Origin of the sequence: Streptomyces sp. NPDC007983, from assembly GCF_042958345.1 — a bacterium.
In the GTDB taxonomy this organism is placed as follows: domain Bacteria; phylum Actinomycetota; class Actinomycetes; order Streptomycetales; family Streptomycetaceae; genus Streptomyces.
On the sequence record NZ_JBIBJI010000028.1, the window covers coordinates 13,814 to 37,131 of the forward strand.

A 23,318-nucleotide genomic window follows, 5' to 3' on the forward strand; every position below is an offset into this window, starting at 1 on the left:
GAGGGAGGAAGCCCTCATTGTTGGCGGCCCCGCGCACCAGGACGTCCCTTCGGGCCGACGCAGGGCTGACCTCTCGTGATCCAGACAGTCGCGTCCCCCGCCTGGTCAGTCCGGCTGCTTCTCCATGTGGTCCAGGACGCGGTTGGAGAGCCGGCCGAGTGTGCTGAGCTGGTTCGGGGTCAGGGCATCGATGAAGAGGCGGCGCACGTGCTCGACGTGCTGGGGCGCGGCCTCTTCGATCGCCTTGTAGCCGGCCGGGGTGGCGACGATGAATGCTCCGCGTCCGTCGTCGGGGCATTCCTCCCTGGCCACGAGCCCGCGTTTCGCCATCCGTGTGACCTGGTGGGACATTCGGCTCTTCTCCCACTCCACGAGTTTGGCCAGATCCAAGAAGCGCATCCGCCCGCCGCCTCTTTCAGTGAGGCTGACGAGCACGATGTAGTCGGAGGCGGACATTCCGGAGTCGGCCTGGACGCGGCGGGACAGCCGTCCGATGAGCGTCTCCTGCATGCGGATGAAGCTGTCCCAGGCGGCCTTCTCTTCCTCGTTGAGCCAGCGTGGCGGTGCGTCCATGGGGGGTAGCCTAACAAAATCGTTGACAGCTCATCTACTCGCGGTGGCGGCGATGGTGTGGTCGCCCCGGACGACGGGAGGGGTAGGTCCACTTCCAGGCGATGAGTCGTGCGTGCCAGCGCAGGACTGACCGCGGAGAGGCCAGCAAGGCCACCTGGATACGCCGCCGTTTGCTCACGAGCCGCAGCAGGGCTCCCATGACGGCTCTGTCGCTCCAGGAGAATCGGGGCCGTGGCTGGGTTCGTCGCACGATGGCGAGCTGATGGCGGAGCATCAAGATCTCTATGTCTTTCGAGGGGCCCGAGCGGGCGAGCAGCGCAAGCCATCGGAACGTCTGGCAGGCGAGCAGATAGATCAGCCGTATCACCACGACCGGCATGCTGCCTCAGAACGGCTTGCGGTCCCTGAGGTCTGGCACAACTGAACCAACAGGTCGGTCAGGGTGAGACAATTCCCGGCACTCACAAGGCGCGGACCAGATGGGCCCGGCATCCTTCCGAGGCAGCCGGGGTCCCCGGCTGTGTGATGCGGCTGCCTCTGGGGTTCGGGGAAAGATCGCCGGGTGGGCGTCACCGCTTGTTCTGTCACGTCTACGGCCGTAAGCGACGTGCCATACGTCACCGAGTTTGTGCGGGTGTGACGTGTGGGGGGCGTGGGGCGCAGTTGGAGTGAGGCGGCTGGTTATCGGCGAGTCGGATCCGCAGGTTCTCCGTGTCTGTGGATCTCTTTCTCCGGTACGGGCGGAGAGCCCTGCCCGTACCAGAGTTCGCGCCGGTCCCGGACCGCAGTTGTGGTCCGGTCGCCTCACGCAAGAGATCACTGACGAAGGAAGCGTGCTTCATGAGCTACAACGCCCAGATCGAGACCCGCGAGATATCCGATGCCGACCTGGACGGCGTTGCCGCCGGCGCGGCCGGTCTGGCACTGCAGGGCGGTTACCCGGGTCACCTGGAGGGCATCGGCGGCGCCGAGCTGGCCGGCCACAGCGTCACCGTGGACGGTGCGGCGAACCTGCAGAGCGGCCAGGCGAGCCTCAACGTCAACGCCGTCTGATCAGCCGTAACGGCTGAGCATCCTCGATGCCTGAACCCCCTCGGCCGCACTGTCGCCGAGGGGGTTTCGTCCTACGCAGACCCCCGCGGGTGTGACTCGATCGCTGTGTAGGACAACGTCGGCGAGGTCCCCAGATCTGGGCCGGGGGGACATCGGGCAAGGAACACCACCACTGCGTGGTGGTCGACGAGCGGGGCGGACCGGGCGGCGTCTTGGGTGGGGAAGCCGCCGCGGCGGATGGTGGTGCGGTGGTGGTCGGGGGAGGGAAGGTCGACGGCGAAGGTCCAGCTGCTCCCGTGGTCACTGTCGGTGGTCAGTCGCAGGCAGTGGGTTCCGGGCTGGTGGCGGTGTGTGTCGCGGCAGCCGCAGCGGCGGTAGACGCGTCCACGGTCGGCGGAGAAGCGCATGGTGATCGCCTCCTGCGAGTGGTGCGAGGTGCCGACACCCCCCAGTCTCCGCCCAGGGATACACCGTGCGACCACCTCATGCCCTACAGGGGGCTGACCTGGAGATTCCCCTTGTCGTGGCGACAAGTGCGGTAGCGCGGCAGTTGGTGCGTGCGCGGATGATCAACGTTAATAGTGTGCCAAGCATGCTATCGGTGGGGACTGAATCAGGCTGACGACAGCTTCCTCGGGCGGATTCCGGAAGCGGCCAGGGTCGCCCGCTGCCCGTATGGTCGCGCGCACGCGCGCATGTGACACTCTGGCCGCATGACGTGGAACGGTGATGAGTACCAGTCCCGGTTCGACCGCATCGCCGCCGAAGGAGGGGACATCCACGGTGAGGCCGCGCTGGTCCGTTCCTTCCAGCCCACCACGGTCCTGGATGCGGGTTGCGGTACCGGGCGGGTGGCCATCGAGCTGGCTCGTCACGGGATCGACGTGGCGGGTGTGGACACCGATGAGTCGATGCTCGCCACTGCCCGGCGGCTGGCCCCGGAGATCCGCTGGTACTTGCAGGATCTGATCAACCTCGACCTGGGGTTGTCATTCGATGTTGTGGTGCTGGCGGGCAATGTCCCTCTGTTCACGCCACCGGGGACGGAACCGGCTCTGGTGGCTGGGGCGGCGGCTCATGTGCGTCCGGCTGGGCGTCTCGTCGCGGGTTTCGCCCTGGACCGCGGTTACACCCTGGACGACTACGACGCGCACTGCCGTGCGGTGGGGCTCACCATTGAAGCCAGGTACGCGACGTGGGCTCGCGACCCTTACACCGACGGGAAGTATGCCGTTTCCGTGCATAGCAAGCCCTGATGCCTTGTGCGTTGGGAAGCTCGTCGTTCCTGGCCAGGCGGCCTATCGGTACTGGTTGATCACGCCGCCGGGTATTCGGGTGCGTAGAACCCGGTGAGCGGACGGGGCGGCCATGGACGTCGGGTGCTCCTGGAGGAGGGGAGGGAGCTGTCCGCGAGCATGGTGTGCGCGATGCCTGGCGGTCCCGGCAGTACGTCGAGCTCGGCACGTTGCTCGAATGCCACGAGGTGATGAGCGGCCAGGAGGCGCTGACCTCGTGGCTGCGGAGGCATCCCGAGGACCTCCGGCTGCTGATGCGGGGCGCCCTGCGCTTCGCGCCCGCCGACGGGGCCCGGTCGTCCTGCGGAGACCGCTCTGCGCGCCATCGGCTACGGTTTCGACACCGAGGCGCGGGACTTCCTTGTCGACTGCTGCCGGTCCTCCCGCCACATCTGCCGGCGGCGGACTGCGATGCGTGTGCTCGGCGAGACCTGGGGCGGCGATCCCGCGGCGATGGCCGCGCTCCTGGAAAGCGCGGAACGCGGTTCGGACCCCGAGCTCCGGGTGGCCGCCCTCCGGTGGCTGACCGAGATCGCCCAGCGGGTTCCGGCGACGCGCACCAGTTCAGCGCCGGTGGTCCCGCCCGGTGCGTAGGCGAGGTAGTAGGCGATCTCCTCCGGGCGGGCCAGGCTGCGTCGGGCCAGTACCCATCGTTGACGGGTGGGCTGATCACCGTCGAAGTCGTCGATGGCGGGCAGCTGGGCGGCGGCCCAGTCATAGACGCGTGGCCCGTTCGCGCCGTTGCCGCAGGAATGGCGCTCCCAGACTTCTTCGGGTGCCCGGGCGATGGCGAAGTCAATGCGTCCCAGGGCGTGTACGTGCTGGGACTTCGGCACGGCCAGGACGTAGCCGACGCCGGCTTCCTCCAGCATGCGGCGGAAGCGCCGTTCCTGACCGTAGGCGGAATCCGCGGTCACCCAGGCGATCGGCAGCGGGGAGGCCAGGGCGCGGGCGACCATCGCCTTGGCCAGTTCGCCCTTGGTGGCGAACCCCCGCTCGTCGGGGACCTTCGCCGCCCGGCAGCGGCCCGGGTCGGATGTGCAGGACTTCGGCAGATACAGTTCCCGGTCCACCAGGGCCCGGCCCTTGGGTGAGGCATAGGCGGCGAAGACGCCTATCTGGCAGTTCTCGGTGCGTCCGGCGGTGCCGGAACACTGCCGCTGGACGGTCCGTCGGAGGTGCTGTTCCACCCATTCGTCTACGGCTCCCCGCACCCGCGTCCCGCGTCCGGGACGTTCCTCGGCCTTCGTGGCTGGCACGGCCGCGGCCACCTGCTGCGGGCCCTGATGGAAGGTGTGGTCCTCAATCACCGCTGGCACGTCGACGCGCTCTGCTCGAAGCTGCCGGTCACCGGGGCGGCGGCCCGGCTGACCGGCGGCGCCGCACACAGCGCGGTGTGGAGCCAGATGTTCGCCGACGCCCTACGGCGGCCGGTCGTGGTGACCGACGTGCAGGAGAGCGCCGCCCGGGGAGCGGAGCTGCTCGCCGCCACCGCCGTCGGACTGCTCGACGACGTGACGGACCCGCGTGCCACCCCCGCCGCGCTCAGGCGCCACGAACCCCGCCCCGACCGGGTCGCCGTGCTCGACGAGGCGTATGCGGTGTACCGGGAGGCGCTGGAGGCTCTCGGACCGATCTGGGCCCGTCTGGACGCGCCCGAGGCTCCGGAGTGAGCGCCGGACGAGCCGGCGACATGAGGGATCGACGGGCATCCAGGCACGGTCACTGCCGCTACACGGGTGTCGTCACGCCGTCGTAGTGGTACGGCGGCTGGGCGCCGGCGCGGGTGCAGGTGTCGGCCGCGATCTCCACGGCGTACGACAGCAGCCGGGCAAGCTCGCCGGCGCCAAGGTGGTCGACGCCCTCGCGGCTGAGTCGGCCGGTGCGGTGCAGATGGGCGAGCACTCCGGCGGTGAAGGCGTCGCCCGCTCCGACCGTGTCGACGACCTGGACCGCCGGGGCCGGCACATGGACGTGGGCGTCGCGGCCGGCGGCCCAGGCGCCCCGGGAGCCGAACGTGATCAGGACGAGTCCCGCCCCGGAGGCGAGCCAGCGTTCGGCCACCGCCTCGTACGGCTCACCGGGGTGGAGCCAGGCCAGGTCCTCGTCGCTCGCCTTCACCACGTCGGCGAGCGCCACCCACTCGGCGAACCGCCGGAGATAGGCGGCGCGGTCGGTGACCAGGCCCGGCCGCACGTTCGGGTCGAGGGACACCAGCCGCCGGCCCGCCTCCCGGCGAATCAGTCCGTCGGGCGTGGAGGCCAGGGGTTCGAGCAGCAGGCCCAGCGACCCGAGGTGCAGAGCCGTCCCCGCGGACAGCGCGCCGCCGTCCGGGAGAGCGGCGAGGTGTTCAGGGCGCAGGCCACGGTCGGCGGTGCCGTTCGCGTGGAAGGAGTAGGCGGCCGACCCGTCCTTGTGCAGATGCACGGCGGCGAGAGTAGTGGGGTCGGACGCAGGCAGCGCATGGGTGAGCCGGGTGCCGGAGGCCGCGAGGTGCGCGCATAGGAGATCGCCGAAGTGGTCGTCGGAGAGGCGCGCGAGCAGTGCCGTGGGGACTCGGAGTCGGCCGAGACCGGCGGCGACGTTGAGGCACGAGCCGCCCGGGCGTGGCTGGAACGCCGCGGCACCGTCGGCCGTGCGGGCGGGGGTGAGGTCCACCAGCGCGTCTCCGGCGACGACGACGGCAGGCTGGTCTGCGGGTTCCGGTCTGGCGCTCATGTGGGTTCCTCGGGGAACGGCGGCGGCAAGGTCGAGGGCTGGGGCTGGGGCTGTTCGGTGGAGTTCCGCCCCCCACCCAGAGACCGCTTGACGATAAATCTGAAGAGATTTTCTCGCAAGATGTGTTAACAATGGCGCGACCTCCTGCTAATAATTCGGCCATCGAAACGCGCCCGACTCCCCGCGGACGCATCTCCGCCCCTGCTCGACCCGCCGCGCCTCCGTCGAGGTCCCGGCGAACCCGTACGAGAGGTCCCCCGTCACATGGCATCGACCAGATATGCCCTCATAGCCGGCGCCGCCGCCACCGCCCTGCTCGCCACCGCCTGTTCCGGAGCCGGAGCGGGCGGGTCCTCGGGCGGAGGGAAGAGCATCAACGTCCTGATGGTCGGCAACCCGCAGATGGAGGACATCGCGAAGCTGACCAAGGACAACTTCACCAAGAACACCGGGATCAAGGTCAACTTCACGATCGTTCCCGAGAACGAGCTGCGCGACAAAGTCACCCAGGACATCGCCACCCAGGCCGGCCAGTACGACGTCGCCACCATCGGCGCCTACGAGGTGCCCATCTGGGAGAAGAACGGCTGGCTGCACGACCTGGGCTCCTACGCCGACAAGGACAAGAGCTTCGACAAGGCCGACCTGCTCAAGCCGACGGTCCAGTCGCTCACCGGCTCGGACGGCAAGCTCTACGCCCTGCCCTTCTACGGCGAGTCCTCGATGCTCATGTACAACAAGGCCGTCATGAAGGCGAAGGGCATCACGGTGCCCGAACGGCCGACCTGGCAGCAGATCGCCGACATCGCGGCCAAGGTCGACGGGGCCGAGCCCGGCATGAAGGGCATCTGCCTGCGCGGTCTGGCCGGCTGGGGGGAACTGGGTGCGCCGCTGACATCCATGGTCAACACCTTCGGCGGCACCTGGTTCACCAAGGACTGGAAGGCGCAGGTCAACAGCGGCGGCTTCAAGCAGGCCACGAAGTTCTACGTCGACCTGGTCCGCGAGCACGGTGAGGCCGGCGCCCCGCAGGCCGGGTTCACCGAGTGCCTGAACGCGCTGAGCCAGAAGAAGGTCGCCATGTGGTACGACGCGACCAGCGCGGCCGGGTCGCTGGAGGACCCCGCCTCCAGCAAGATCGCCGGCAACGTCGGCTACGCCTACGCACCGACCGTCAAGACGGACAGCAGCGGCTGGCTGTGGGCCTGGTCGTGGGCCATGCCCAAGACCACGAAGAACGCCGACGCCGCCTCGAAGTTCATGCTGTGGGCCTCCAGCAAGAAGTACGAGAACCTCGTCGGCGAGAAGCTCGGCTGGGCGCGTGTCCCGGCCGGCAAGCGGGCCAGCACGTACGAGATCCCTCAGTACAAGAAGGCCGCCGCCTCCTTCGGTGACATCACCCTGAAGTCCATCGAGGGAGCCGACCCGGCCAACCCGGGCGTCCAGCCCAGGCCGACGGTGGGCATCCAGTACGTGGCCATCCCCGAGTTCCAGGACCTGGGCACCAAGGTGACCCAGGAGATCTCCGCAGCGATCGCCGGCAAGACCAGCGTGGACAAGGCGCTCAACGACGGCCAGAAGCTGGCCGAGGACGTCGCCAAGACCTACCAGAAGTGACCTTCAGCGTCCGGTCGACCCCTGTTGTCGGCCGGGCGCCGCTTCCCCGACCCCGGCCTTCACCGGCAGAGGAACCATTCATGACCACGCTCACCGCACCCCCCAAGACACCACCCCCACCCGTCCGTACCCGGAAGTCCTCGGGCGCGGCGGCCAAGTGGAAGCGCCGCATCCCGCTGCTTCCCGCGCTGATCTTCACCATCGTCGTCACGCAGCTGCCCTTCGTGGCCACGTTGATCATCTCCACGTTCCAGTGGAACATCCTCAAGCCGGGCGAGAGGCACTTCGTCGGCCTGTCCAACTTCTCGTTCGCCTTCACCGACGAGCGGCTGCGCACGGCCGTGCTCAACACCGTCGTGCTCACCGCGTCGGTGGTGATCATCAGTGTGATCCTCGGACTCGGCCTGGCGATGCTCCTCGACCGCCGCTTCGCCGGCCGTGGGCTGGCGCGCACCTTGCTCATCGCCCCGTTTCTGGTGATGCCGGTCGCGGCGGCGCTGCTGTGGAAGCACGCCATCTACAACCCCGACTACGGACTGCTCAACGGCACCCTCAACGCCGTCTACAGGTTCTTCGGAGCGGACAACGGCCCCACGGTCGACTGGATCTCCTCCTACCCGATGCCCGCCGTCGTGGTGTCGCTGGTCTGGCAGTGGACCCCGTTCATGATGCTGATCCTCCTGGCCGGCCTGCAGGCGCAGCCCGGTGACGTCCTGGAGGCGGCCCGCATGGACGGCGCCTCCGCGCTGCAGACCTTCCGCCACATCACGCTGCCGCATCTGCGCCAGTACATCGAACTGGGCGTCCTGCTCGGCACGATCTACGTCGTGCAGACCTTCGACGCGGTCTTCACCATCACCCAGGGCGGCCCCGGTTCCCAGACCACCAACCTGCCCTACGAGATCTACCTGACCATGTTCCGCAAGTACGAGTACGGCGAGGCAGCCGCCGCCGGTGTCGTCGTCGTCCTCGGCGCGTTCGTCATCGCGACCTTCGCGCTGCGCACCATCGCGTCGCTGTTCCGCGAGGAGACATCCCGATGACCCATGCAGCATTCGCCGCGCCCGGGGCGAGGCTCACAAAGCTCTTCCGCCGCAAGGAGGACCGGGGCGGTGAGCCCCGGCTCTCTCCCCTGTGGACCTTCGTCGCCTGGCTCGCCACCCTGGCGTTCTTCGCGCCGGTGGCCTGGATGGTGCTCACCTCCTTCCACCAGGAGGCCGACGCGGCCACCAATCCGCCCACCCCGTTCGCCGCCGTCACCTTCGACCAGTACAAACTCCTGTTCAGCCGGAACATCAGCCCCTTCCTCCTCAACTCGGCCATGGCCAGCATTCTTTCCACGATCCTGGTCCTCGCCCTGGCGGTGCCGGCGGCCTACGCGCTGTCCATCAAGCCGGTCGAGAAGTGGACCGACGTGATGTTCTTCTTCCTGTCCACCAAGTTCCTCCCCGCCATCGCCGCCCTGCTGCCGGTGTACCTGATCGTCAAGGACGCCGGGATGCTGGACAACGTGTGGACGCTGGTCATCCTCTACACCGCCATGAACCTGCCGATCGCGGTATGGATGATGCGCTCCTTCCTCGCCGAGGTCCCCAAGGAGATCCTGGAGGCGGCCGAGGTCGACGGCGCGGGCCTGCTCACCGTGCTGTGGCGGGTCGTCGCGCCGGTTGCCATGCCCGGACTCGCCGCCACCTCGCTGATCTGCTTCATCTTCAGCTGGAACGAGTTCATGTTCGCCGTGAACCTCACCGCCACGCAGGCGTCCACCGCGCCGGTCTTCCTGGTCGGCTTCATCACCAACGAGGGCCTGTTCCTGGCGAGGCTGTGCGCGGCGGCCACCTTGGTGTCGCTGCCGGTCCTCATCGCCGGATTCGCCGCCCAGGACAAGCTGGTCCGCGGCCTGTCCCTGGGAGCGGTGAAGTGAGGGCGGCCGTCATCACCCAGCCTGGCAGCGTCGAACTCGCCACCGTCGAGGACCCGGCTCCCGGCCCGCGCGAGGTCGTCGTCGAGGTCGCGGCCACCGGGCTGTGCGGCACCGACCTGCACATCCTCCAGGGGGAGTTTGCCCCGCAGCTGCCCATCATCCCCGGCCACGAGTTCGCCGGCGAGGTCGTGGCCCTCGGTGGCGAGGTCACCGAACTCGCGCTCGGCGACCAGGTCGCCGTGGACCCGTCGCTTTACTGCTTCGAGTGCCACTACTGCCGCCTCGGCCACAACAACCTCTGCGAACGCTGGCCCGCCATCGGCGTCACCCACCCGGGCGCCGCCGCCGAGTACGCCGCCCGTCGCCAACTGCGTACGACTGCCCGACCACGTGGACGCCCAGGACGCGGCCCTGATCGAGCCGCTGTCCTGCGCGGTGCGCGGCTACGACGTCCTGCGCAGCCGCCTCGCCTCCCGCGTGCCGCCAAAGCCACCCGTGGCCAGGCGTTCGGCGTTGATGTCGACGACGTCGACGCTCGCGGCGCCTGTCATCGACCCGCGCGTCTTCATCAGTGACCGCCTTCCCCTGGCGGCGTTCTCGGACGCAGTCGCCCCGCTTCCAGGCAGGCATCGGCCGCAGGATCCAGATCCAGTGTGAACGCCCGAACCGAACGGAACCCCCACATGACCGAGCAGATCCGCCGCGTTCTCGTCCGCTCCCTCGACGACATCACCCTCGAGGAGGTGCCCGCCCCCGTCCCCGGGGACGACGAACTCCTGGTGCGTACCACCGTCGTCGGCGTGTGCGGCTCCGACACCCATGCGGCGGCCGGCCACCACCCCTTCATCGACCTGCCCTACCGCCCCGGCCACGAGGCGGTCGGTGTAGTCGCCGCGACAGGGAAGGGAGCCGAGGACTTCGCGCCCGGAGACCGGGTGATCATCGAGCCCAACCTGTACTGCGGCCGGTGCCCCCAGTGCCGCTCCGGCCGCTACAACATCTGCCAGGAGTTGAAGGTGTTCGGCTGCCAGACGCCCGGCGCCATGGCCGACCTGTTCACCATCGCGGCCGACCGCGTCCACCGCGTTCCCGACGGCATGACCGACATCGAGGCCGTCCTCGTCGAACCCCTGGCCACCCCGGTGCACGCCGTGGCGAAGGCAGGTGACCTCACCGGACGCACGGTCGTCGTGATCGGAGCCGGGCCGATTGGTCTGCTCGTCCTCGCTGCCGCCCGGCACGCCGGCGCCGCGAGGATCGCCGTCACCGACCTGCTGCCGGGCAAGAGGGACCGCGCCCTGCGTCTGGGAGCCGACACGGCCCTGCCCGCCGACGCCACCGACCTCGCCGACCAGGCCCATGCGGCGCTCGGCGGACCGGCCGACGTGGTCTTCGACTGCGTGGCGCGCGAACAGTCCATCGCCCAGGCCACCGACCTGGTCACCAAGGGCGGCACGATCATCGTCGTCGGCGTCGGCGCCGCCGGCACCACCCCGGTCCGCCTCGACCTGGTCCAGGACCGGGAGATCCGCATCGAGGGCACGCTGATGTACACCGGCGACGACTACCGCACCGGGATGTCCCTGATCTCGTCCGGCGCCGTCGACACCGCCGAGATCGTCACCGCCACCTACCCGCTTCAGGACGCCGCCAAGGCTTTCGCCGCATCCGTCGACCCCGAGCAGGTCAAGGTACTGGTCACGGTGGACGGACCGTAGCCCACGTTGTACGCAGCAGCAGCCGCCGCACGAACGGCCCGAGGCCCGCGAGCCGGACGGACCCCGCCCCGCACCGGCCCGTGTGGGAAACTGCGACACCGGAGCGACCGGGAAGGAGGGGCGCCGTGACCGCCCGTACGCGACTGTCACAGGCGGCCGTCGAGGAGCGGCGCCAAGCCGTGCTGCGGTACGTCGCCGACCATGGCGAGACCCGCATCGACGACCTGGCCCGGCACTTCGGCGTCAGTCTGATGACGATGCACCGGGACCTGGACGACCTCACCGGGCGGCATCTGCTGCGCAAGGAGCGCGGGCGGGCCGTCGCGTTCCCCGCCCTCACCATGGAGACCGCCACCCGCTTCCGCGAGAACAGCGCCCTCGCGGCCAAAAGCGCGCTCTGCGCGGCCGTCACCGGCCGGATCAGACCCGGCAGCACCGTGCTCATGGAGGACTCGACCACCCTGTTCCCCCTGGTCCCGGCGCTGGCGGAGGTGGATCAACTGCACGTCGTCACCAACTCGGTCGGCCTGGCACAGCGGCTCGGGTCCGCCGCCCCCGTGGTGGCCGTCACCCTGCTGGGCGGCCACTACCGCGGCGACTTCAACTCCTGCACCGGCCCTACCGTCACCCGGTCCCTGTCCCGGATCCGGGCCGACCTCGCCCTGATGTCCGCCACCGCCGTCCTGGAAGGACGCCTCTTCCACCCCCTGAACGACTACGTCGAGGTGAAGCTGGCCATGCTTGCCTCCGCCGATCAGGCGCTGCTCCTGGTGGACCACTCGAAGTTCGGCAAGACCGCCACGTATGCGTACGGCACTGTGGCCGACTACCACACCGTCATCACCGACACCGCCACCCCCGACGCGGAACTCGCGGCGATACGCGACCTCGGAGTCCCCGTCGAGATGGTCGAACCCTAAGAACCTTCCCTGTGACCCGCACCCTGTTCGAAACCCCGAGCGCCTACCGCCCCAGCGACGTCGAGAGGGCGGCGCCGGTGCCCCCGGTCCAGGTCGTCCTGTTCGACTTCAGCAACACCGTCTTCCAGATGATCGACCTGGAGACGTGGCTGCGCCGGGTCGGCTCCGCCGCCGGCCGCCTTGCTGTGCTGGACGAGCCCGGCGCGGTGGCCAAAATCTCCGAGCAGTTGCGCGCCGCCTTCCGGCTGCCCTCCGTCGTAGCCCTCCAGGAAGGCCGTGATCTCTCTTCCGCACGGCACCGCCGCGCCATGTGGGGATGGTGGGAGCGGGTGGACTTCCTGCGCGGCGCGGAGGAGGCGGCCTACCGGGAGCTCACCGCTCCGGACGCCTGGGTTCCCTATCCCGACACCGAACCGGTCCTGCGTGCCCTGCACCAGCGCGGACTGCGCGTCGGCATCGTCAGCGACTTCGCCTGGGACCTGCGCACCCACCTCGTCCAGTACGGTCTGGACGCCTTGATCGACACCTGCGTGATCTCCTACGAGCAGGGCCGGGAGAAGCCCGACCCGCAGCTGTTTCTCAAAGCCTGCGCCGACCTCGGCGCGGACCCCCGCGCCACCCTGATGGTCGGCGACAACCCGGTCCGCGACGGCGGCGCGGCCGCCTGCGGTCTGCGCACCTACATCCTGCCGGCGGAACACCGCACGGGAGAGCGCGGCCTGATGGACGTGCAGCGGCTCGTGATCTGACCGTGGAACCTGCCTGTCGCGCGGAGCCGGGCTTCGGGCAGCCGCGTGGTCGCGGGATGTCAGCCTCGCACCCGCCTGACAGCCCCTTCCAGCCGCCTTCATGGCGGCGGCCCGTCGCGGTCAGCTGAGGGGGGAGGAGGCCGGCAGGTTCTGGTCGGCGGCCCAGGAGGCCAGGATGCGCAGCCGTTCGTGGGTGGGGGAGCCGGGCTCGGCGGTCCAGACGGTGAGGTGCTGGTCGGGGTCGGTGTTGGCGGTGAGGGTGTCCCAGTCCAGGACGAGTTCGCCGACGACCGGATGGTTGAGGGTCTTCGTGCCCACGGTGCGGGCGGCGACGTGGTGATCGCCCCACCATCGGGCGAACTGCTTGTCGCGCATGGACAGTTCACCGACCAGCTCGATCAGGCGCGGGTCTTCGGGATACTTCGCGGCCTCCATGCGCAGTTGGGCGACGGCGATATGCGCGGAGCTCTCCCAGTCGGCGTACAGGGTGCGCATGGCGGGGTCCGTGAAGATGATCCGCGGGTAGTTGCGGTGCTTTTCCGCGAGGCGGGAGAAGTCGGTGACCAGGGCGGCGGCCAGCGCGTTCCAGGCAAGAATGTCCCCGCGCCTGCCCTGCACGATGGCCGGAGTGGCGGTGAGGTCGTCCAGGACCCGCTGCAACTGTGGCTGGACCTTCTGCCGGCCGCGGCGCCGGGTGCGGGTGGTGGTCTTTCCGGCGAGCTGGAAGAGGTAGCCCCGCTCGTCGTCGTCCAGATGGAGCACCCGGGCGAGGACATCCAGCACGGGCGCCGACGCCTGCATACGGCCCTGTTCCAGACGCGTGTAGTAGTCGGTGCTGATATTGGCCAGCTGAGCGACCTCCTCGCGGCGCAGCCCCTCCACCCGGCGGGGCCTGTCGGTCTCGGGCAGACCGACCGTGCGGGGGCTCAGCTCCGAGCGGCGCTTCTTGAGGAATTCTCCCAGCTCATTGAGGGGAACGTTGGCGGTCATGCTTCCCAGCATGACACCCATTGCACCTGCGTAAGGGGGGAGGATTTCCTCCCCGGATGTGTCCCTCCCGGGATACTTCTCTCCGCTTTTCGCGCCTGGGCTCGGGTGTGAGGCTCGACCGTGAGCAGTCGCATTCCTCACCACGGCTGCGGTCCACAGACCCCCGCACTGAAGGAAGCACTCCATGCGCGGAGCAGTCATCCACGCCCCCGGCGACGTGCGCTTCGAGAACCTCGACGACCCGAAGATCATCGAGCCGACCGACGCGGTGATCCGTACGGTCGCCACCTGTGTGTGCGGCTCGGACCTGTGGCCGTATCGCGGTCTCGAGCCGGTCGGCGACCCGCACCCGGTGGGGCACGAGTACGTCGGCATCGTCGAGGAGGTGGGCAGCGAGGTCGCGGGCGTCGCGCCGGGCCACTTCGTGGTCGGTTCCTTCGCCACCTCGGACAACACCTGCGTGAACTGCCTGAACGGCTGGCAGTCCTCCTGTCTGAACCGCGAGTTCATGAGCACCTGCCAGGCCGAGTACGTGCGCGTCCCCAACGCCCACGGCACCCTGGTCGCCACGGACGAGCACCCGGACGCCGAGATGGTGCCCAGCCTGCTCGCCGTGTCCGATGTGATGGGCACCGGCTGGTACGCCGCCCTCGCCGCCGAGGTGAAGCCCCGCTCGACGGCCGTAGTGGTCGGTGACGGTGCGGTCGGCCTGTGCGGTGTCATCGCCGCGAAGGAACTGGGTGCGGAGCGGATCATCGCGATGTCCCGGCACGCGTCCCGCCAGAAGCTCGCCCTGGAGTTCGGCGCCACCGACATCGTGGCCGAGCGCGGCGACGAAGGCATCGCCCGCGTCAAGGACCTCACCGGCGGCATCGGCGCCGACAGCGTGCTGGAGTGCGTCGGCACCGCGGATTCGATGCGACAGGCCCTGCACTCCACCCGGCCCGGCGGCAACGTCGGCTTCGTCGGCGTCCCGCACGAGGTGGCCATCGACGGCGAGGAACTGTTCTTCTCCCACGTCGGCCTGCGCGGCGGCCCCGCCCCCGTGCGGCGCTACCTGCCCGACCTGATCGACCGCGTGCTGACCGGCCGCATCGACCCGGGCAAGGTCTTCGACCTCAGCCTGTCCCTGGACCAGGTCGCCGAGGGGTACCGGGCGATGGACGAACGCCGCGCCGTCAAGGCCCTGCTCAAGCCCTGAGCGCGGGCGCGTCCGCACCCGGGGCCGCACCGAGGCGGTGCGGCCACAGGGCCGGCAACCACCTCCGCCCACACAAGGACTGACCATGACGACCTTCGCCCTCGTCGGCGCCGGCCCCGGTCTCGGGCTGGCCACCGCCCGCCGCTTCGGGACCGCCGGCCACGCCGTCGCCCTCATCGCCCGCGACGCGGAGAAGCTGGACGGCCTGACGGCCGACCTCGCCCGTGACGGCATCCAGGCGCGCGGCTACCCGGCCGACGTCCTCGACATCGAGTCCCTGAACGCGACTCTGTACACAGCCGCGGCCGACCTGGGGCCCATCGAGATCCTCCAGTACAGCCCCGTTCCTCAGGCCCACTTCATGAAGCCGGTACTCGACACCAGCGCCGACGACCTCGACGCCCCGCTTGCCTTCTCCGCCAAGGGCCCCGTCACCGCGGTGAACGCCGTCCTGCCCGGCATGCGCGAACTCGGCCGCGGCACCCTGCTGTTCGTCAACGGCTCCAGCGCCGTACGTTCCAACCCGAAGGTCGCCGGCACCTCGATCGCCTTCGCCGCCGAGAGCGCCTACGCCCGCATGCTCCACGACGCGCTCGCCCCGGAGAACATCCACGCCGCCCAACTGATCATCCCCGGAGCCATCCGGCCCGACGCCGAGCACAGCAGTCCCGACGCCCTGGCCCAGCGCCTGTACGACATCCACACCGAGCGGGACGGCTTCCGCCACTACTCCGAGCCTCTGCCCGACTAGCCACAGGACGACCCCGTGAATCCCGCCCCCTTTCGCGCTCTCGCCCGCGTAGCCCCAGCCGCCGCCCTGCTGCTGGTCATGACCGCCTGCACCGACGATTCCCCGCCCTCCTCCGCCTCCTCCTCCGAGCCCGCGTCGCCGCAGGCTTCGACGGCCCCGGCAGCTCCCACACCGACCGGCAGGACAACCGCGATGAACATCCGGCTCACCCTCGACGGCCACCACATCGCCGCCACGCTGAACGACAGCCCCACAGCCCGCGACTTCGCCGCCGAGCTCCCCCTGACCCTCTCCCTGCGCGATCTCAACCAGGCCGAGAAGATCGCCGATCTGCCCCGGAAGCTGCCCACCTCCGGCGCCCCGGAAGGCGCCGACCCCGAGGTCGGCGACCTGGCGTACTACGCCCCCTGGAACCAGCTCGCCACCTACTACCGCGACGCCCCCTACGCGACCGGCCTGGTCATCCTCGGGCACATGGCCGGCGGCGGCGCCGAGCGGCTCGCCACCGCCGACGAGATCACCATCGAAGCCGCGCACTGACCCGCCCCACCGCTCGCCCGTGCACGAAGGGGGGGAGGAGTTCCTCCCCTTTTCGTCCGGTTCGCTGCATGGAACCGTCGAAGATGTGGCCGCGCCGTCCACTGTCCGCCGCGACGGCTTCAGCCGCCACCATGATCCCGTTTCCACGTAAGGAGAGACCACACGTATGCCTTCCGCGTCCGGGACGACCCCCGGCAAGCTTCCCTTCGTCGTCTGGGTGCTCGCCGCCGGCACGTTCCTGATGGGGACCACCGAGTTCGTCGTCGCCGGCCTGCTGCCGGAGCTGGCCGGTGATCTCGGAGTCGGCGTCTCCCGCGCCGGCCTGCTGATCACCGCCTTCGCCATCGGCATGATCATCGGTGCGCCGGCCATGGCCATGGCGACCCTGCGCCTTCCCCAGCGCCAGACGCTGATCCTGGCCCTGTCCGTGTTCTGCCTCGGACACCTCGTCGCCGCCCTCAGCACGTCCTTCACGATCGTCCTCGCCGCCCGCGTCGTCACGGCCCTGGCCACCGGAGCGTTCTGGTCCGTCGGCTTCGTCGTCGCCACCACCGCCGCAGGCCCGCACCACGCCACCCGCGCCACGGGCGTCATGATCGGCGGCCTGACCCTGGCCAACGTCGTCGGCGTGCCGATCGGCTCGTTCGCCGGCCAGTTCACCGGCTGGCGCGGCCCCTTCTGGGCCCTGGCCGTCCTCTCCGGGCTCGCCGCCGTGTTCATCGGCCGCTTCATCCCGGCCCGGGAGCAGCGCGTCGAGGTGTCCCTCCGGGCCGAGGTCCGGGCTCTGCGTCAGGGCCGGCTGTGGCTGGCGCTCGGCGCCGCGATGCTGATCATGGGCGGCGTCCTGGCGACGTACACCTATGTCACGCCGCTGCTGACCGACCGCGCGGGCGTCCCCGCAGGCGCCGTACCGCTCGTCCTCATCGCCTTCGGTGTCGGCGCCCTGGGCGGCACCACCACGGGCGGCCACCTGGGCGACCGACGTCCGATGGCCACCACCATCACGGCCGCCGCGGCTACGGCTCTGGTCCTGTTCCTGATGATCCCGCTGTCCGGCAATCCGGTGACAGCGACCCTCCTGGTCTTCCTCATGGGCCTGACCGGCTTCACGGTCAACCCGGTCGTCACCGCCCTCGCCATGCGCTTCGCGGGCGATGCCCCCACTCTTACCTCGGCGCTGACCACGTCCGCCTTCAACACCGGCATCGCCGCCGGTTCGGCTGTCGCCGGTACGGCCCTGGACTCCTCCCTCGGCCTGACCGGCCCGCCCCTGGTCGGCACCGTCATCGCCGCCCTGACGCTGCTGCCCCTGATCGCCCTCGCCGTTCACGGCCCGTCCCACAAGGGCCGGATCGTGGCCCGGAGCAGCGCTCCCGCGCAACGGCGACACGACGAACCCGCGCAGGTGCCGTCGCAGCACTGACTCAAGCCTGGATCCGCGTACTGGCGACGACGTACCAGCAAGCGAGAGGACTCCGCACATGACTGTGAGCAGTACGGGCTTCACCGGGAAGGTGGCCTTCGTGACCGGAGCCGGCTCCGGCGTCGGCCGCGTGACTGCCGACGCCTTCGCCCGTGCAGGCGCCCGCGTCGCCCTCGCCGACCTGTCCGCGGACGGTGCTCTGGCTCTGCTCGGACGCCGCCTCTTCGCCACCGGCCACGCCATGGTCGTCGACGGCGGCCAAGCCGTCTGACGGCGTCGCGGCAAGGCGTCGTGCCGCCGCAGTTCATCCAGGCACCCCGGACACCAGCCGCGCCGCCACATCTCTCCACCTGAAGGGACAACACCCCGTGAATCCCACCTACGACTTCAACGGCCACGTCGCCCTCGTCACCGGGGCCGGCGCCGGTATGGGGCGGGCGACCGCCCGCGCGTTCGCCCGGTCCGGAGCCGCCGTCGCCCTCACCGACATCGACGCAGCGGCCCTGAACGCTGCTGCGAAGGAACTCACCGACGCCGGCCACAAGGTCCTCGCCCTCACCTGCGACGTCAGCGACGAGGACCAGGTCGCCGCCGCCGTCGACCGCACGGTCGAGACCTTCGGCCGCCTCGACATGGCCTACAACAACGCCGGCATCCAGATCCCGCCCAGCGACGCCGCCGACGAGCCCGCCGAACGATTCGACCGCGTCAACGCCATCAACCTGCGCGGCGTCTGGGCTTGCATGAAGCACGAGCTGCGGCACATGCGTGCACAGGGCAGCGGCGCGATCGTCAACTGCTCCTCCCTGGGTGGCCTGGTCGGCCTTCCCGGCCGCGCCTCCTACCACGCCTCCAAGCACGGCGTGATCGGCCTGACGAGCAGCGCGGCACTCGAATACGCCCCCCGAGGCATCCGCATCAACGCCGTCTGCCCCGGCACCATCGACACCCCCATGGTCAGCGACATGATCGCCAAGGGAGAGCTCGACCGTGCCGAGGCCGAGGCCAACCAGCCCATCAACCGGCTCGGCACCGCCGAGGAGATCGCCCAGGCGGTCCTGTGGCTGTGCAGCCCCGGAGCGAGTTTCGTCGTCGGTGTCGCCCTCCCCGTGGACGGTGGCTACGTCGCCCGCTGAAGACAGCCCACGCAGGAAAGAGAGCTGAGAGGCACCATGGAATTCATCAAGCAGCAGCCCAGCAGCAAGGCCCCGGCGGACTGATTCACCGGCGACGTGTGGTGGGACGTCATCGTGGCAGGCCAGGAGCCGTCGAGGATGCGCGCCAACCTGGTCCGCTTCTCCCCGGGCGCCCGCACCAACTGGCACTCCCACGCCCTGGGCCAGACCCTGCACGTCGTTTCCGGCATCGCCCTGATCGGCACCCGGGACGGCACCGTCTTCGAGGCCCACCCCGGCGAGACCGTCGCCTGCCCGCCGGACGAGGAACACTGGCACGGCGCCGCCCCCGACCGCTTCATGGAGCACATCGCCCTGTGGGAAGGCACAGGCGACGGCACTCCCGAGACCACCTGGGCCGAGCCGGTCACCGACCAGCACTACAACGGCCGCCGCACCCGCGACCAGTAGCCCCGGCCCATCCAGCACGCATCCAGGGCTCCCTCAGGACGTCACGGCGTCCCGGGGAGGGCCGCCTGCCTTACCCCGCGCGCACGTGCCCCCGATGACGCCGGTCAGTCGCTCCTGATGGAGCTTCAAGGGGGGAGGAAAGTCTCCCTGCCACGAGCGTTGCCGGTGGTGCAAGACTCCCCAGGCGACCAGTAGCCGCTGCCAGAGCGCGCGGTTGCCGGCTTTCCCGCGGTGACGACGATCCACTCTCCCCTCCCGCTGATGTGTACGGCCGATCCGTCCGCGATACGAAGGCGTATGTATGTCCACTGAACTCCCCGAACCTTCCGCCCCACCACCCACCGGAGCCGGCGAGTCCGCCCTGGCGCCGACTCGGCGCACGTTCATCGCCACCAGCACAGCGGTCGGTGGTGCCGTCGTCGCGGGGGGCGTGATCGGAGGCACGTTCCTCGCCGACCCGGAGGAAGCGACGGCCGCCGAGAGGCCGCCGTCCAGCCGTGTCTCCCTGACGGTCAACGGCACCCGTCATACCGTGACGGTCGACAACCGCACCTCACTGCTGGACCTGCTCCGCGAGCACCTCGGACTCACGGGCTCCAAGAAGGGCTGCAACGCCGGGGCCTGCGGGGCGTGCACGGTCCTGGTCGGCGGGCAGCGGCACAACGCCTGCCTGACGCTCGCGGTGCGTCTGGAAGGAGCCGACGTCACCACGATCGAGGGCCTGGCCGAGGGTGATCAACTGCACCCGCTGCAGCAGGCGTTCATCGACCAGGACGCCTTCCAGTGCGGCTATTGCACCCCCGGACAGATTCTCTCCGGCGTCGGCTGCATCCAGGAGGGCCACACCGGCTCGCCGGAGGAGATCCGGGAGTGGATGAGCGGAAACATCTGCCGCTGCGGCTGCTACGTCAAGATCGTGCGCGCGGTGGAGCAGACCGCGGGCCGGAAGTGAGGATCGGCCGCCATGCATCCCTTCTCCTACACCCGCGTCTCCGACACCCGCGAAGCCCTCGACGCCGGTCGCCGCGGCGGGCGTTACATCGCCGGGGGCACCACCCTGGTCGACCTCATGCGTGAGACCGTCGAACGCCCCGAGACCCTCGTCGACATCACCGGACTGCCGCTGGGCGAGATCACCGTCACCGAACGCGGGGGCTTGCGCATCGGCGCCCTGGTGACCATGTCCGAGGCCGCCGCCCACGCCAAGGTGCGCACCCTGTATCCCGTCGTCTCCGAGGCGCTGGAGCTGAGCGCGTCGGCCCAGCTGCGGAACATGGCGACCATCGGCGGCAACATCATGCAGCGCACCCGCTGCACGTACTTCCGGGACGTCACTGCCGACTGCAACAAGCGCGAGCCCGGCTCCGGCTGCGCCGCGCTGCACGGCGTCAACCGCACGCACGCCATCCTCGGGACCTCCGACGCCTGTGTGGCCACGCACCCGTCCGACGCCGCCGTGGCCTTCGCCGCCTTGGAGGCCCGCGTTCACCTAGTGGGCCCGGACGGGACACGCCAAGTCCCCTTCGCCGACTTCCTGTTGCGGCCCGCCAACACCCCGCAACGCGAACAGGCCCTGCGTGAAGGTGAGTTGATAACGGGGGTGGAGATCCCCGCTCTCCCGCGCCCGCTCAGGTCCGGCTATCTGAAGGTGCGTGACCGGCAGTCGTACGAGTTCGCCCTGACATCGGCGGCCGTCGCACTGCACGTACGCGGTGGGGTGATCCGCGGGGCCAGGGTCGCCGCCGGGGGCGTGGGCACGGTGCCCTGGAAGCTGCCCGCCGTCGAACAGCACCTTGTCGGTGAACGCCCCTCGGGGGCTCTCTGGTCGGCCGCTGCCGCGAAGGCGGCGGACGGGGCCCGTCCCCTGCAGCACAACCGCTTCAAGGTCGAGCTGCTCAAGCGCACTGTCGAACGCCAGCTGCGCGTCGTAGGAGGTACCAAGTGAGCCCCCAGCCGCAGGCAGCCGTGGGTGCGCCGCTGTCCCGGGTGGACGGCCGGCTCAAGGTCACGGGCAAGGCGCTGTACGCCGCCGAGCACGAGGTGGAGGGGTCCGTTCACGCCGTCATCGTCGACGCAGCCATCGGCCGTGGTCGCATCACGTCGATCGACAGCGCCGCCGCCGAAGCCCTTCCGGGCGTCCTGAAGGTGCTCCACCACCGCAACGCGCCGAAGCTGCCGTACCGCGACAACTCCGGGTCGAACAATCCGCCCGGCCGGCGACTCCGCGTCTTCCAGGACGACCGCGTCCGCTTCCACGGCCAGCCCGTCGCCGTCGTGGTCGCCACCACGCTGGAGGCCGCGCAGCACGGCGCGAGCCTGGTCAAGGTCGGCTACGACGCCGAACAGTCCTCGACCGACCTCACCGAGGCCGAGCCGGACGAGCCGACCCGTTACGCGCGCGGCGACGCCGAAGCGGCCCTGCGCGCGGCGGCCGTACGGCTGGACCTGTCGTACCGCACGGCGCGCAACCACCACAACCCGATGGAGCCGCACGCCACCATCGCTCGCTGGGACGGCGACAAGCTCACCGTGTGGGACAAGACCCAGTGGGTGGTGGGCACGCAGACCGAACTCGCCGCGGTGTTCGGCCTGGAGACGGACGCGGTGCGCGTCATCTCACCGTTCGTCGGCGGCGGTTTCGGCTCGGCGCTGCGCTGCTGGCCGCACGTGGTCGTCGCCGCGCTGGCCGCCCGCGAGACGAAGCGCCCGGTCAAGCTGGTCCTCAGCCGCAAGCAGATGTACCTCGGTACCGGTTTCCGGCCCTCGTACGAGTACCACCTGCGCCTCGGCAGTGCCCGGCGCGGCCGGCTTTCCGCCGCGGTGCACGAGCTGGACGCCGAGACGTCGTCGTACGAGACGTTCACCGAGTCCATCCTGGCGGCCGGACAGATGCTCTACAGCATGCCCAACGTGACCCAGAGGTACCGGACGGTGCCGCTGGATCTGCCCACGCCGCTGTACATGCGAGGCCCCGGCTTCCAGACGGCCTCCTTCGTCATCGAGTCGGCCATGGACGAACTCGCCCACAAGCTCGGCGTCGACCCGATCGAGCTGCGCCGGCGCAACGAGCCGAACGAGGACGAGTCGTCCGGGCTGCCGTTCTCCACGCGTCGGCTGCGCGAGTGCTATGCGGTCGGCGCGCGCGAGTTCGGCTGGGATCGCCGCAACCCCAGGCCCCGCGCTACGCGTGAGGGGGACTGGCTGATCGGCAGGGGCATGGCCGCCGGCGTCTACGACACCGCGCGCATGCCGGCCCAGGCCCGGGTCCGCCTGGACGCCGACGGCACCGCGCTGGTCGAGGCGGCTGCCACCGACATGGGCCCGGGTACGTACACCTCCCAGACCCAGGTCGCCGCCGACGCGCTCGGGTTGACCGTGCGCGCGGTGACCTTCCGGCTGGGGGACTCTCTTTATCCGCCGACCCCACCGCACGGCGGCTCGATGACCATGGCGAGCGTCGGCTCCGCCACCCTCGACGCCTGCAACAAGGTCCGCCGTCAGGCGATCGGACTGGCCGTCGGGGACCGCGAGTCGCCGCTGTACGGGGTGGCGGCCGACGATGTCGTGGTACGCAACGGCCGACTGCACGTGAAGAACGATCCCGCGCGCGGGGAGGCCTACCGGCGGCTGCTGGCCCGCAATGACCGCACCCACCTGGAAGCGGACGGCTCATTCGCCCCGCCCTCGGGCCCCGAACGTCACTCCTTCTACGGCTACAACGCCACCTTCGCCGAGGTGGCCGTCGACGCGACCCTGGGCCTGGTGCGGGTACGGCGCGTACTCGGCGTGTACGACGCGGGCCGCATCATCAGCCCCAAACTGGCCGACAGCCAGGCCCTCGGCGGCATGGTCGGCGGTATCGGCACGGCCCTGCTGGAGCACACGCTCACCGACCACCGCGACGGACGCATCGTCAACGCCAACCTCGCCGATTACCTCGTCCCCGTCAACGCCGACATACCCGACCTCAAGGCGATCTACCTGGACGGCGAGGACCGCGAGGCCGACCCGCTCGGAGTCAAGGGTCTCGGCGAGCTCGTGATGATCGGGGTGGCGCCCGCCATCGCCAATGCGGTCTTCAACGCCACCGGCCGCCGCGTCCGCGAACTGCCCATCACCGCAGAGGCGTTGCTCTGATCCATGCCATCGGGCCGACGGTGCGCACACCGCTCGTCCAGCAGCCTGCCCCGTCCTGCTGCCGGACTTCAGAGGGCCGCCGCCGCGTGACGTTCCCCCGGCGTCGGGGCGGCGGCCCGCTCA

23 protein-coding genes and 1 pseudogene are annotated in these 23,318 nt (G+C 70.0%); 20 read left to right on the plus strand and 4 right to left on the minus strand.

The features are described 5' to 3' along the window. Positions 1 to 105: 105 nt before the first annotated feature. Positions 106 to 573: a MarR family transcriptional regulator gene (locus ACFZCY_RS41315; RefSeq protein ID WP_391185879.1), complete on the minus strand. Its 468-nt coding sequence runs from the start codon at positions 571 to 573 to the stop codon at positions 106 to 108. Between the two features lie 840 nt (positions 574 to 1,413). On the opposite strand from ACFZCY_RS41315, the gene ACFZCY_RS41320 reads away from it, so the two are divergent. Both ACFZCY_RS41320 and ACFZCY_RS41325 read left to right on the plus strand, forming a co-directional pair. Further along, entirely contained in the window at positions 1,414 to 1,626 is a 213-nt protein-coding gene (locus ACFZCY_RS41320) for a type A2 lantipeptide (protein WP_391185882.1), read from the plus strand. 713 nt (positions 1,627 to 2,339) lie between these two features. Continuing rightward, entirely contained in the window at positions 2,340 to 2,882 is a 543-nt protein-coding gene (locus ACFZCY_RS41325) for a methyltransferase domain-containing protein (RefSeq protein WP_391185885.1), read from the plus strand. A 368-nt stretch (positions 2,883 to 3,250) separates the two neighbouring features. On the opposite strand, the gene ACFZCY_RS41330 is transcribed toward ACFZCY_RS41325, so the two are convergent. Then, positions 3,251 to 4,111: an IS701 family transposase gene (locus ACFZCY_RS41330; RefSeq protein WP_391185888.1), complete on the minus strand. Its 861-nt coding sequence runs from the start codon at positions 4,109 to 4,111 to the stop codon at positions 3,251 to 3,253. On the opposite strand from ACFZCY_RS41330, the gene ACFZCY_RS41335 reads away from it, so the two are divergent. Continuing rightward, on the plus strand, positions 4,100 to 4,594 hold the full coding sequence (locus ACFZCY_RS41335) for an FGGY-family carbohydrate kinase (protein ID WP_391185891.1): 495 nt from the start codon (positions 4,100 to 4,102) through the stop codon (positions 4,592 to 4,594). The genes ACFZCY_RS41330 and ACFZCY_RS41335 overlap by 12 nt on opposite strands. Positions 4,595 to 4,652: 58 nt before the next feature. On the opposite strand, the gene ACFZCY_RS41340 is transcribed toward ACFZCY_RS41335, so the two are convergent. After that, the gene (locus tag ACFZCY_RS41340; protein WP_391185894.1) at positions 4,653 to 5,639 is read right to left on the minus strand and encodes a PfkB family carbohydrate kinase; all 987 of its coding nucleotides are present in this window, start codon (positions 5,637 to 5,639) and stop codon (positions 4,653 to 4,655) included. Positions 5,640 to 5,903: 264 nt separating this feature from the next. Here ACFZCY_RS41340 and ACFZCY_RS41345 point away from each other — a divergent pair, with 264 nt between their 5' ends. From ACFZCY_RS41345 to ACFZCY_RS41375, 7 genes and pseudogenes are all read left to right on the plus strand, one after another. Then, the gene (locus ACFZCY_RS41345; protein ID WP_391185897.1) at positions 5,904 to 7,256 is read left to right on the plus strand and encodes an extracellular solute-binding protein; all 1,353 of its coding nucleotides are present in this window, start codon (positions 5,904 to 5,906) and stop codon (positions 7,254 to 7,256) included. 80 nt (positions 7,257 to 7,336) lie between these two features. After that, entirely contained in the window at positions 7,337 to 8,299 is a 963-nt protein-coding gene (locus ACFZCY_RS41350) for an ABC transporter permease subunit (RefSeq protein WP_391185900.1), read from the plus strand. After that, the gene (locus tag ACFZCY_RS41355) at positions 8,296 to 9,180 is read left to right on the plus strand and encodes an ABC transporter permease subunit (protein ID WP_391185903.1); all 885 of its coding nucleotides are present in this window, start codon (positions 8,296 to 8,298) and stop codon (positions 9,178 to 9,180) included. Before ACFZCY_RS41350 ends, ACFZCY_RS41355 begins: the two co-directional genes overlap by 4 nt. Further along, positions 9,177 to 9,660, plus strand: a pseudogene (locus tag ACFZCY_RS41360) (alcohol dehydrogenase catalytic domain-containing protein); the annotation flags it as partial. The gene ACFZCY_RS41355 and the pseudogene ACFZCY_RS41360, both read left to right, overlap by 4 nt. A gap of 203 nt (positions 9,661 to 9,863) precedes the next feature. Further along, a complete protein-coding gene (locus ACFZCY_RS41365) occupies positions 9,864 to 10,898 on the plus strand; it encodes an alcohol dehydrogenase catalytic domain-containing protein (RefSeq protein WP_391185905.1) in 1,035 nt (344 codons plus the stop codon). Between the two features lie 125 nt (positions 10,899 to 11,023). Continuing rightward, positions 11,024 to 11,818 (plus strand): DeoR family transcriptional regulator, encoded by a 795-nt coding sequence (locus tag ACFZCY_RS41370; RefSeq protein ID WP_391185908.1) that lies wholly within the window; start codon positions 11,024 to 11,026, stop codon positions 11,816 to 11,818. An 11-nt stretch (positions 11,819 to 11,829) separates the two neighbouring features. Continuing rightward, on the plus strand, positions 11,830 to 12,567 hold the full coding sequence (locus ACFZCY_RS41375; RefSeq protein ID WP_391185911.1) for an HAD-IA family hydrolase: 738 nt from the start codon (positions 11,830 to 11,832) through the stop codon (positions 12,565 to 12,567). Positions 12,568 to 12,687: 120 nt separating this feature from the next. Here the strand turns inward: ACFZCY_RS41375 and ACFZCY_RS41380 are convergent, their stop codons facing one another. Continuing rightward, positions 12,688 to 13,569, minus strand: coding sequence for a helix-turn-helix domain-containing protein (locus ACFZCY_RS41380; RefSeq protein ID WP_391185914.1), 882 nt, complete (start codon positions 13,567 to 13,569; stop codon positions 12,688 to 12,690). A 172-nt stretch (positions 13,570 to 13,741) separates the two neighbouring features. Between ACFZCY_RS41380 and ACFZCY_RS41385 the strand changes: the two genes are divergently transcribed. The 10 genes from ACFZCY_RS41385 (at position 13,742) to ACFZCY_RS41430 (ending at position 23,195) form a co-directional block, all read left to right on the plus strand. Next, positions 13,742 to 14,758, plus strand: coding sequence for a zinc-binding dehydrogenase (locus ACFZCY_RS41385; RefSeq protein ID WP_391185917.1), 1,017 nt, complete (start codon positions 13,742 to 13,744; stop codon positions 14,756 to 14,758). Positions 14,759 to 14,843: 85 nt separating this feature from the next. Next, positions 14,844 to 15,509 carry an SDR family NAD(P)-dependent oxidoreductase gene (locus ACFZCY_RS41390; protein WP_391185920.1) on the plus strand — a complete coding sequence of 222 codons (666 nt, stop codon included), beginning with the start codon at positions 14,844 to 14,846 and terminating at the stop codon, positions 15,507 to 15,509. A gap of 15 nt (positions 15,510 to 15,524) precedes the next feature. Further along, entirely contained in the window at positions 15,525 to 16,049 is a 525-nt protein-coding gene (locus ACFZCY_RS41395; protein WP_391185923.1) for a cyclophilin-like fold protein, read from the plus strand. A gap of 166 nt (positions 16,050 to 16,215) precedes the next feature. After that, complete coding sequence (locus tag ACFZCY_RS41400) at positions 16,216 to 17,472, plus strand: MFS transporter (protein WP_391185926.1); 1,257 nt, start codon at positions 16,216 to 16,218, stop codon at positions 17,470 to 17,472. A 58-nt stretch (positions 17,473 to 17,530) separates the two neighbouring features. Beyond that, on the plus strand, positions 17,531 to 17,743 hold the full coding sequence (locus ACFZCY_RS41405) for an SDR family NAD(P)-dependent oxidoreductase (RefSeq protein ID WP_391185929.1): 213 nt from the start codon (positions 17,531 to 17,533) through the stop codon (positions 17,741 to 17,743). Between the two features lie 97 nt (positions 17,744 to 17,840). Further along, positions 17,841 to 18,608, plus strand: coding sequence for a glucose 1-dehydrogenase (locus tag ACFZCY_RS41410; RefSeq protein ID WP_391185932.1), 768 nt, complete (start codon positions 17,841 to 17,843; stop codon positions 18,606 to 18,608). Positions 18,609 to 18,704: 96 nt separating this feature from the next. Further along, positions 18,705 to 19,058 (plus strand): cupin domain-containing protein, encoded by a 354-nt coding sequence (locus ACFZCY_RS41415; protein ID WP_391185935.1) that lies wholly within the window; start codon positions 18,705 to 18,707, stop codon positions 19,056 to 19,058. 301 nt (positions 19,059 to 19,359) lie between these two features. Beyond that, positions 19,360 to 20,010: a 2Fe-2S iron-sulfur cluster-binding protein gene (locus ACFZCY_RS41420; RefSeq protein WP_391185937.1), complete on the plus strand. Its 651-nt coding sequence runs from the start codon at positions 19,360 to 19,362 to the stop codon at positions 20,008 to 20,010. 12 nt (positions 20,011 to 20,022) lie between these two features. Then, positions 20,023 to 21,003, plus strand: coding sequence for an FAD binding domain-containing protein (locus ACFZCY_RS41425; protein WP_391185940.1), 981 nt, complete (start codon positions 20,023 to 20,025; stop codon positions 21,001 to 21,003). Further along, complete coding sequence (locus tag ACFZCY_RS41430) at positions 21,000 to 23,195, plus strand: molybdopterin cofactor-binding domain-containing protein (RefSeq protein ID WP_391185943.1); 2,196 nt, start codon at positions 21,000 to 21,002, stop codon at positions 23,193 to 23,195. Before ACFZCY_RS41425 ends, ACFZCY_RS41430 begins: the two co-directional genes overlap by 4 nt. Positions 23,196 to 23,318 lie beyond the last annotated feature (123 nt).

What these genes read in the sequence shown, in the direction of transcription:
- ACFZCY_RS41315 (WP_391185879.1), bottom strand. Translation starts at nt 573, where the DNA reads ATGGACGCACCGCCACGCTGGCTCAACGAGGAAGAGAAGGCCGCCTGG.
- ACFZCY_RS41320 (WP_391185882.1), top strand. Translation starts at nt 1,414, where the DNA reads ATGAGCTACAACGCCCAGATCGAGACCCGCGAGATATCCGATGCCGAC.
- ACFZCY_RS41325 (WP_391185885.1), top strand. Translation starts at nt 2,340, where the DNA reads ATGACGTGGAACGGTGATGAGTACCAGTCCCGGTTCGACCGCATCGCC.
- ACFZCY_RS41340 (WP_391185894.1), bottom strand. Translation starts at nt 5,639, where the DNA reads ATGAGCGCCAGACCGGAACCCGCAGACCAGCCTGCCGTCGTCGTCGCC.
- ACFZCY_RS41345 (WP_391185897.1), top strand. Translation starts at nt 5,904, where the DNA reads ATGGCATCGACCAGATATGCCCTCATAGCCGGCGCCGCCGCCACCGCC.
- ACFZCY_RS41350 (WP_391185900.1), top strand. Translation starts at nt 7,337, where the DNA reads ATGACCACGCTCACCGCACCCCCCAAGACACCACCCCCACCCGTCCGT.
- ACFZCY_RS41355 (WP_391185903.1), top strand. Translation starts at nt 8,296, where the DNA reads ATGACCCATGCAGCATTCGCCGCGCCCGGGGCGAGGCTCACAAAGCTC.
- ACFZCY_RS41365 (WP_391185905.1), top strand. Translation starts at nt 9,864, where the DNA reads ATGACCGAGCAGATCCGCCGCGTTCTCGTCCGCTCCCTCGACGACATC.
- ACFZCY_RS41380 (WP_391185914.1), bottom strand. Translation starts at nt 13,569, where the DNA reads ATGCTGGGAAGCATGACCGCCAACGTTCCCCTCAATGAGCTGGGAGAA.
- ACFZCY_RS41385 (WP_391185917.1), top strand. Translation starts at nt 13,742, where the DNA reads ATGCGCGGAGCAGTCATCCACGCCCCCGGCGACGTGCGCTTCGAGAAC.
- ACFZCY_RS41390 (WP_391185920.1), top strand. Translation starts at nt 14,844, where the DNA reads ATGACGACCTTCGCCCTCGTCGGCGCCGGCCCCGGTCTCGGGCTGGCC.
- ACFZCY_RS41400 (WP_391185926.1), top strand. Translation starts at nt 16,216, where the DNA reads ATGCCTTCCGCGTCCGGGACGACCCCCGGCAAGCTTCCCTTCGTCGTC.
- ACFZCY_RS41405 (WP_391185929.1), top strand. Translation starts at nt 17,531, where the DNA reads ATGACTGTGAGCAGTACGGGCTTCACCGGGAAGGTGGCCTTCGTGACC.
- ACFZCY_RS41420 (WP_391185937.1), top strand. Translation starts at nt 19,360, where the DNA reads ATGTCCACTGAACTCCCCGAACCTTCCGCCCCACCACCCACCGGAGCC.
- ACFZCY_RS41425 (WP_391185940.1), top strand. Translation starts at nt 20,023, where the DNA reads ATGCATCCCTTCTCCTACACCCGCGTCTCCGACACCCGCGAAGCCCTC.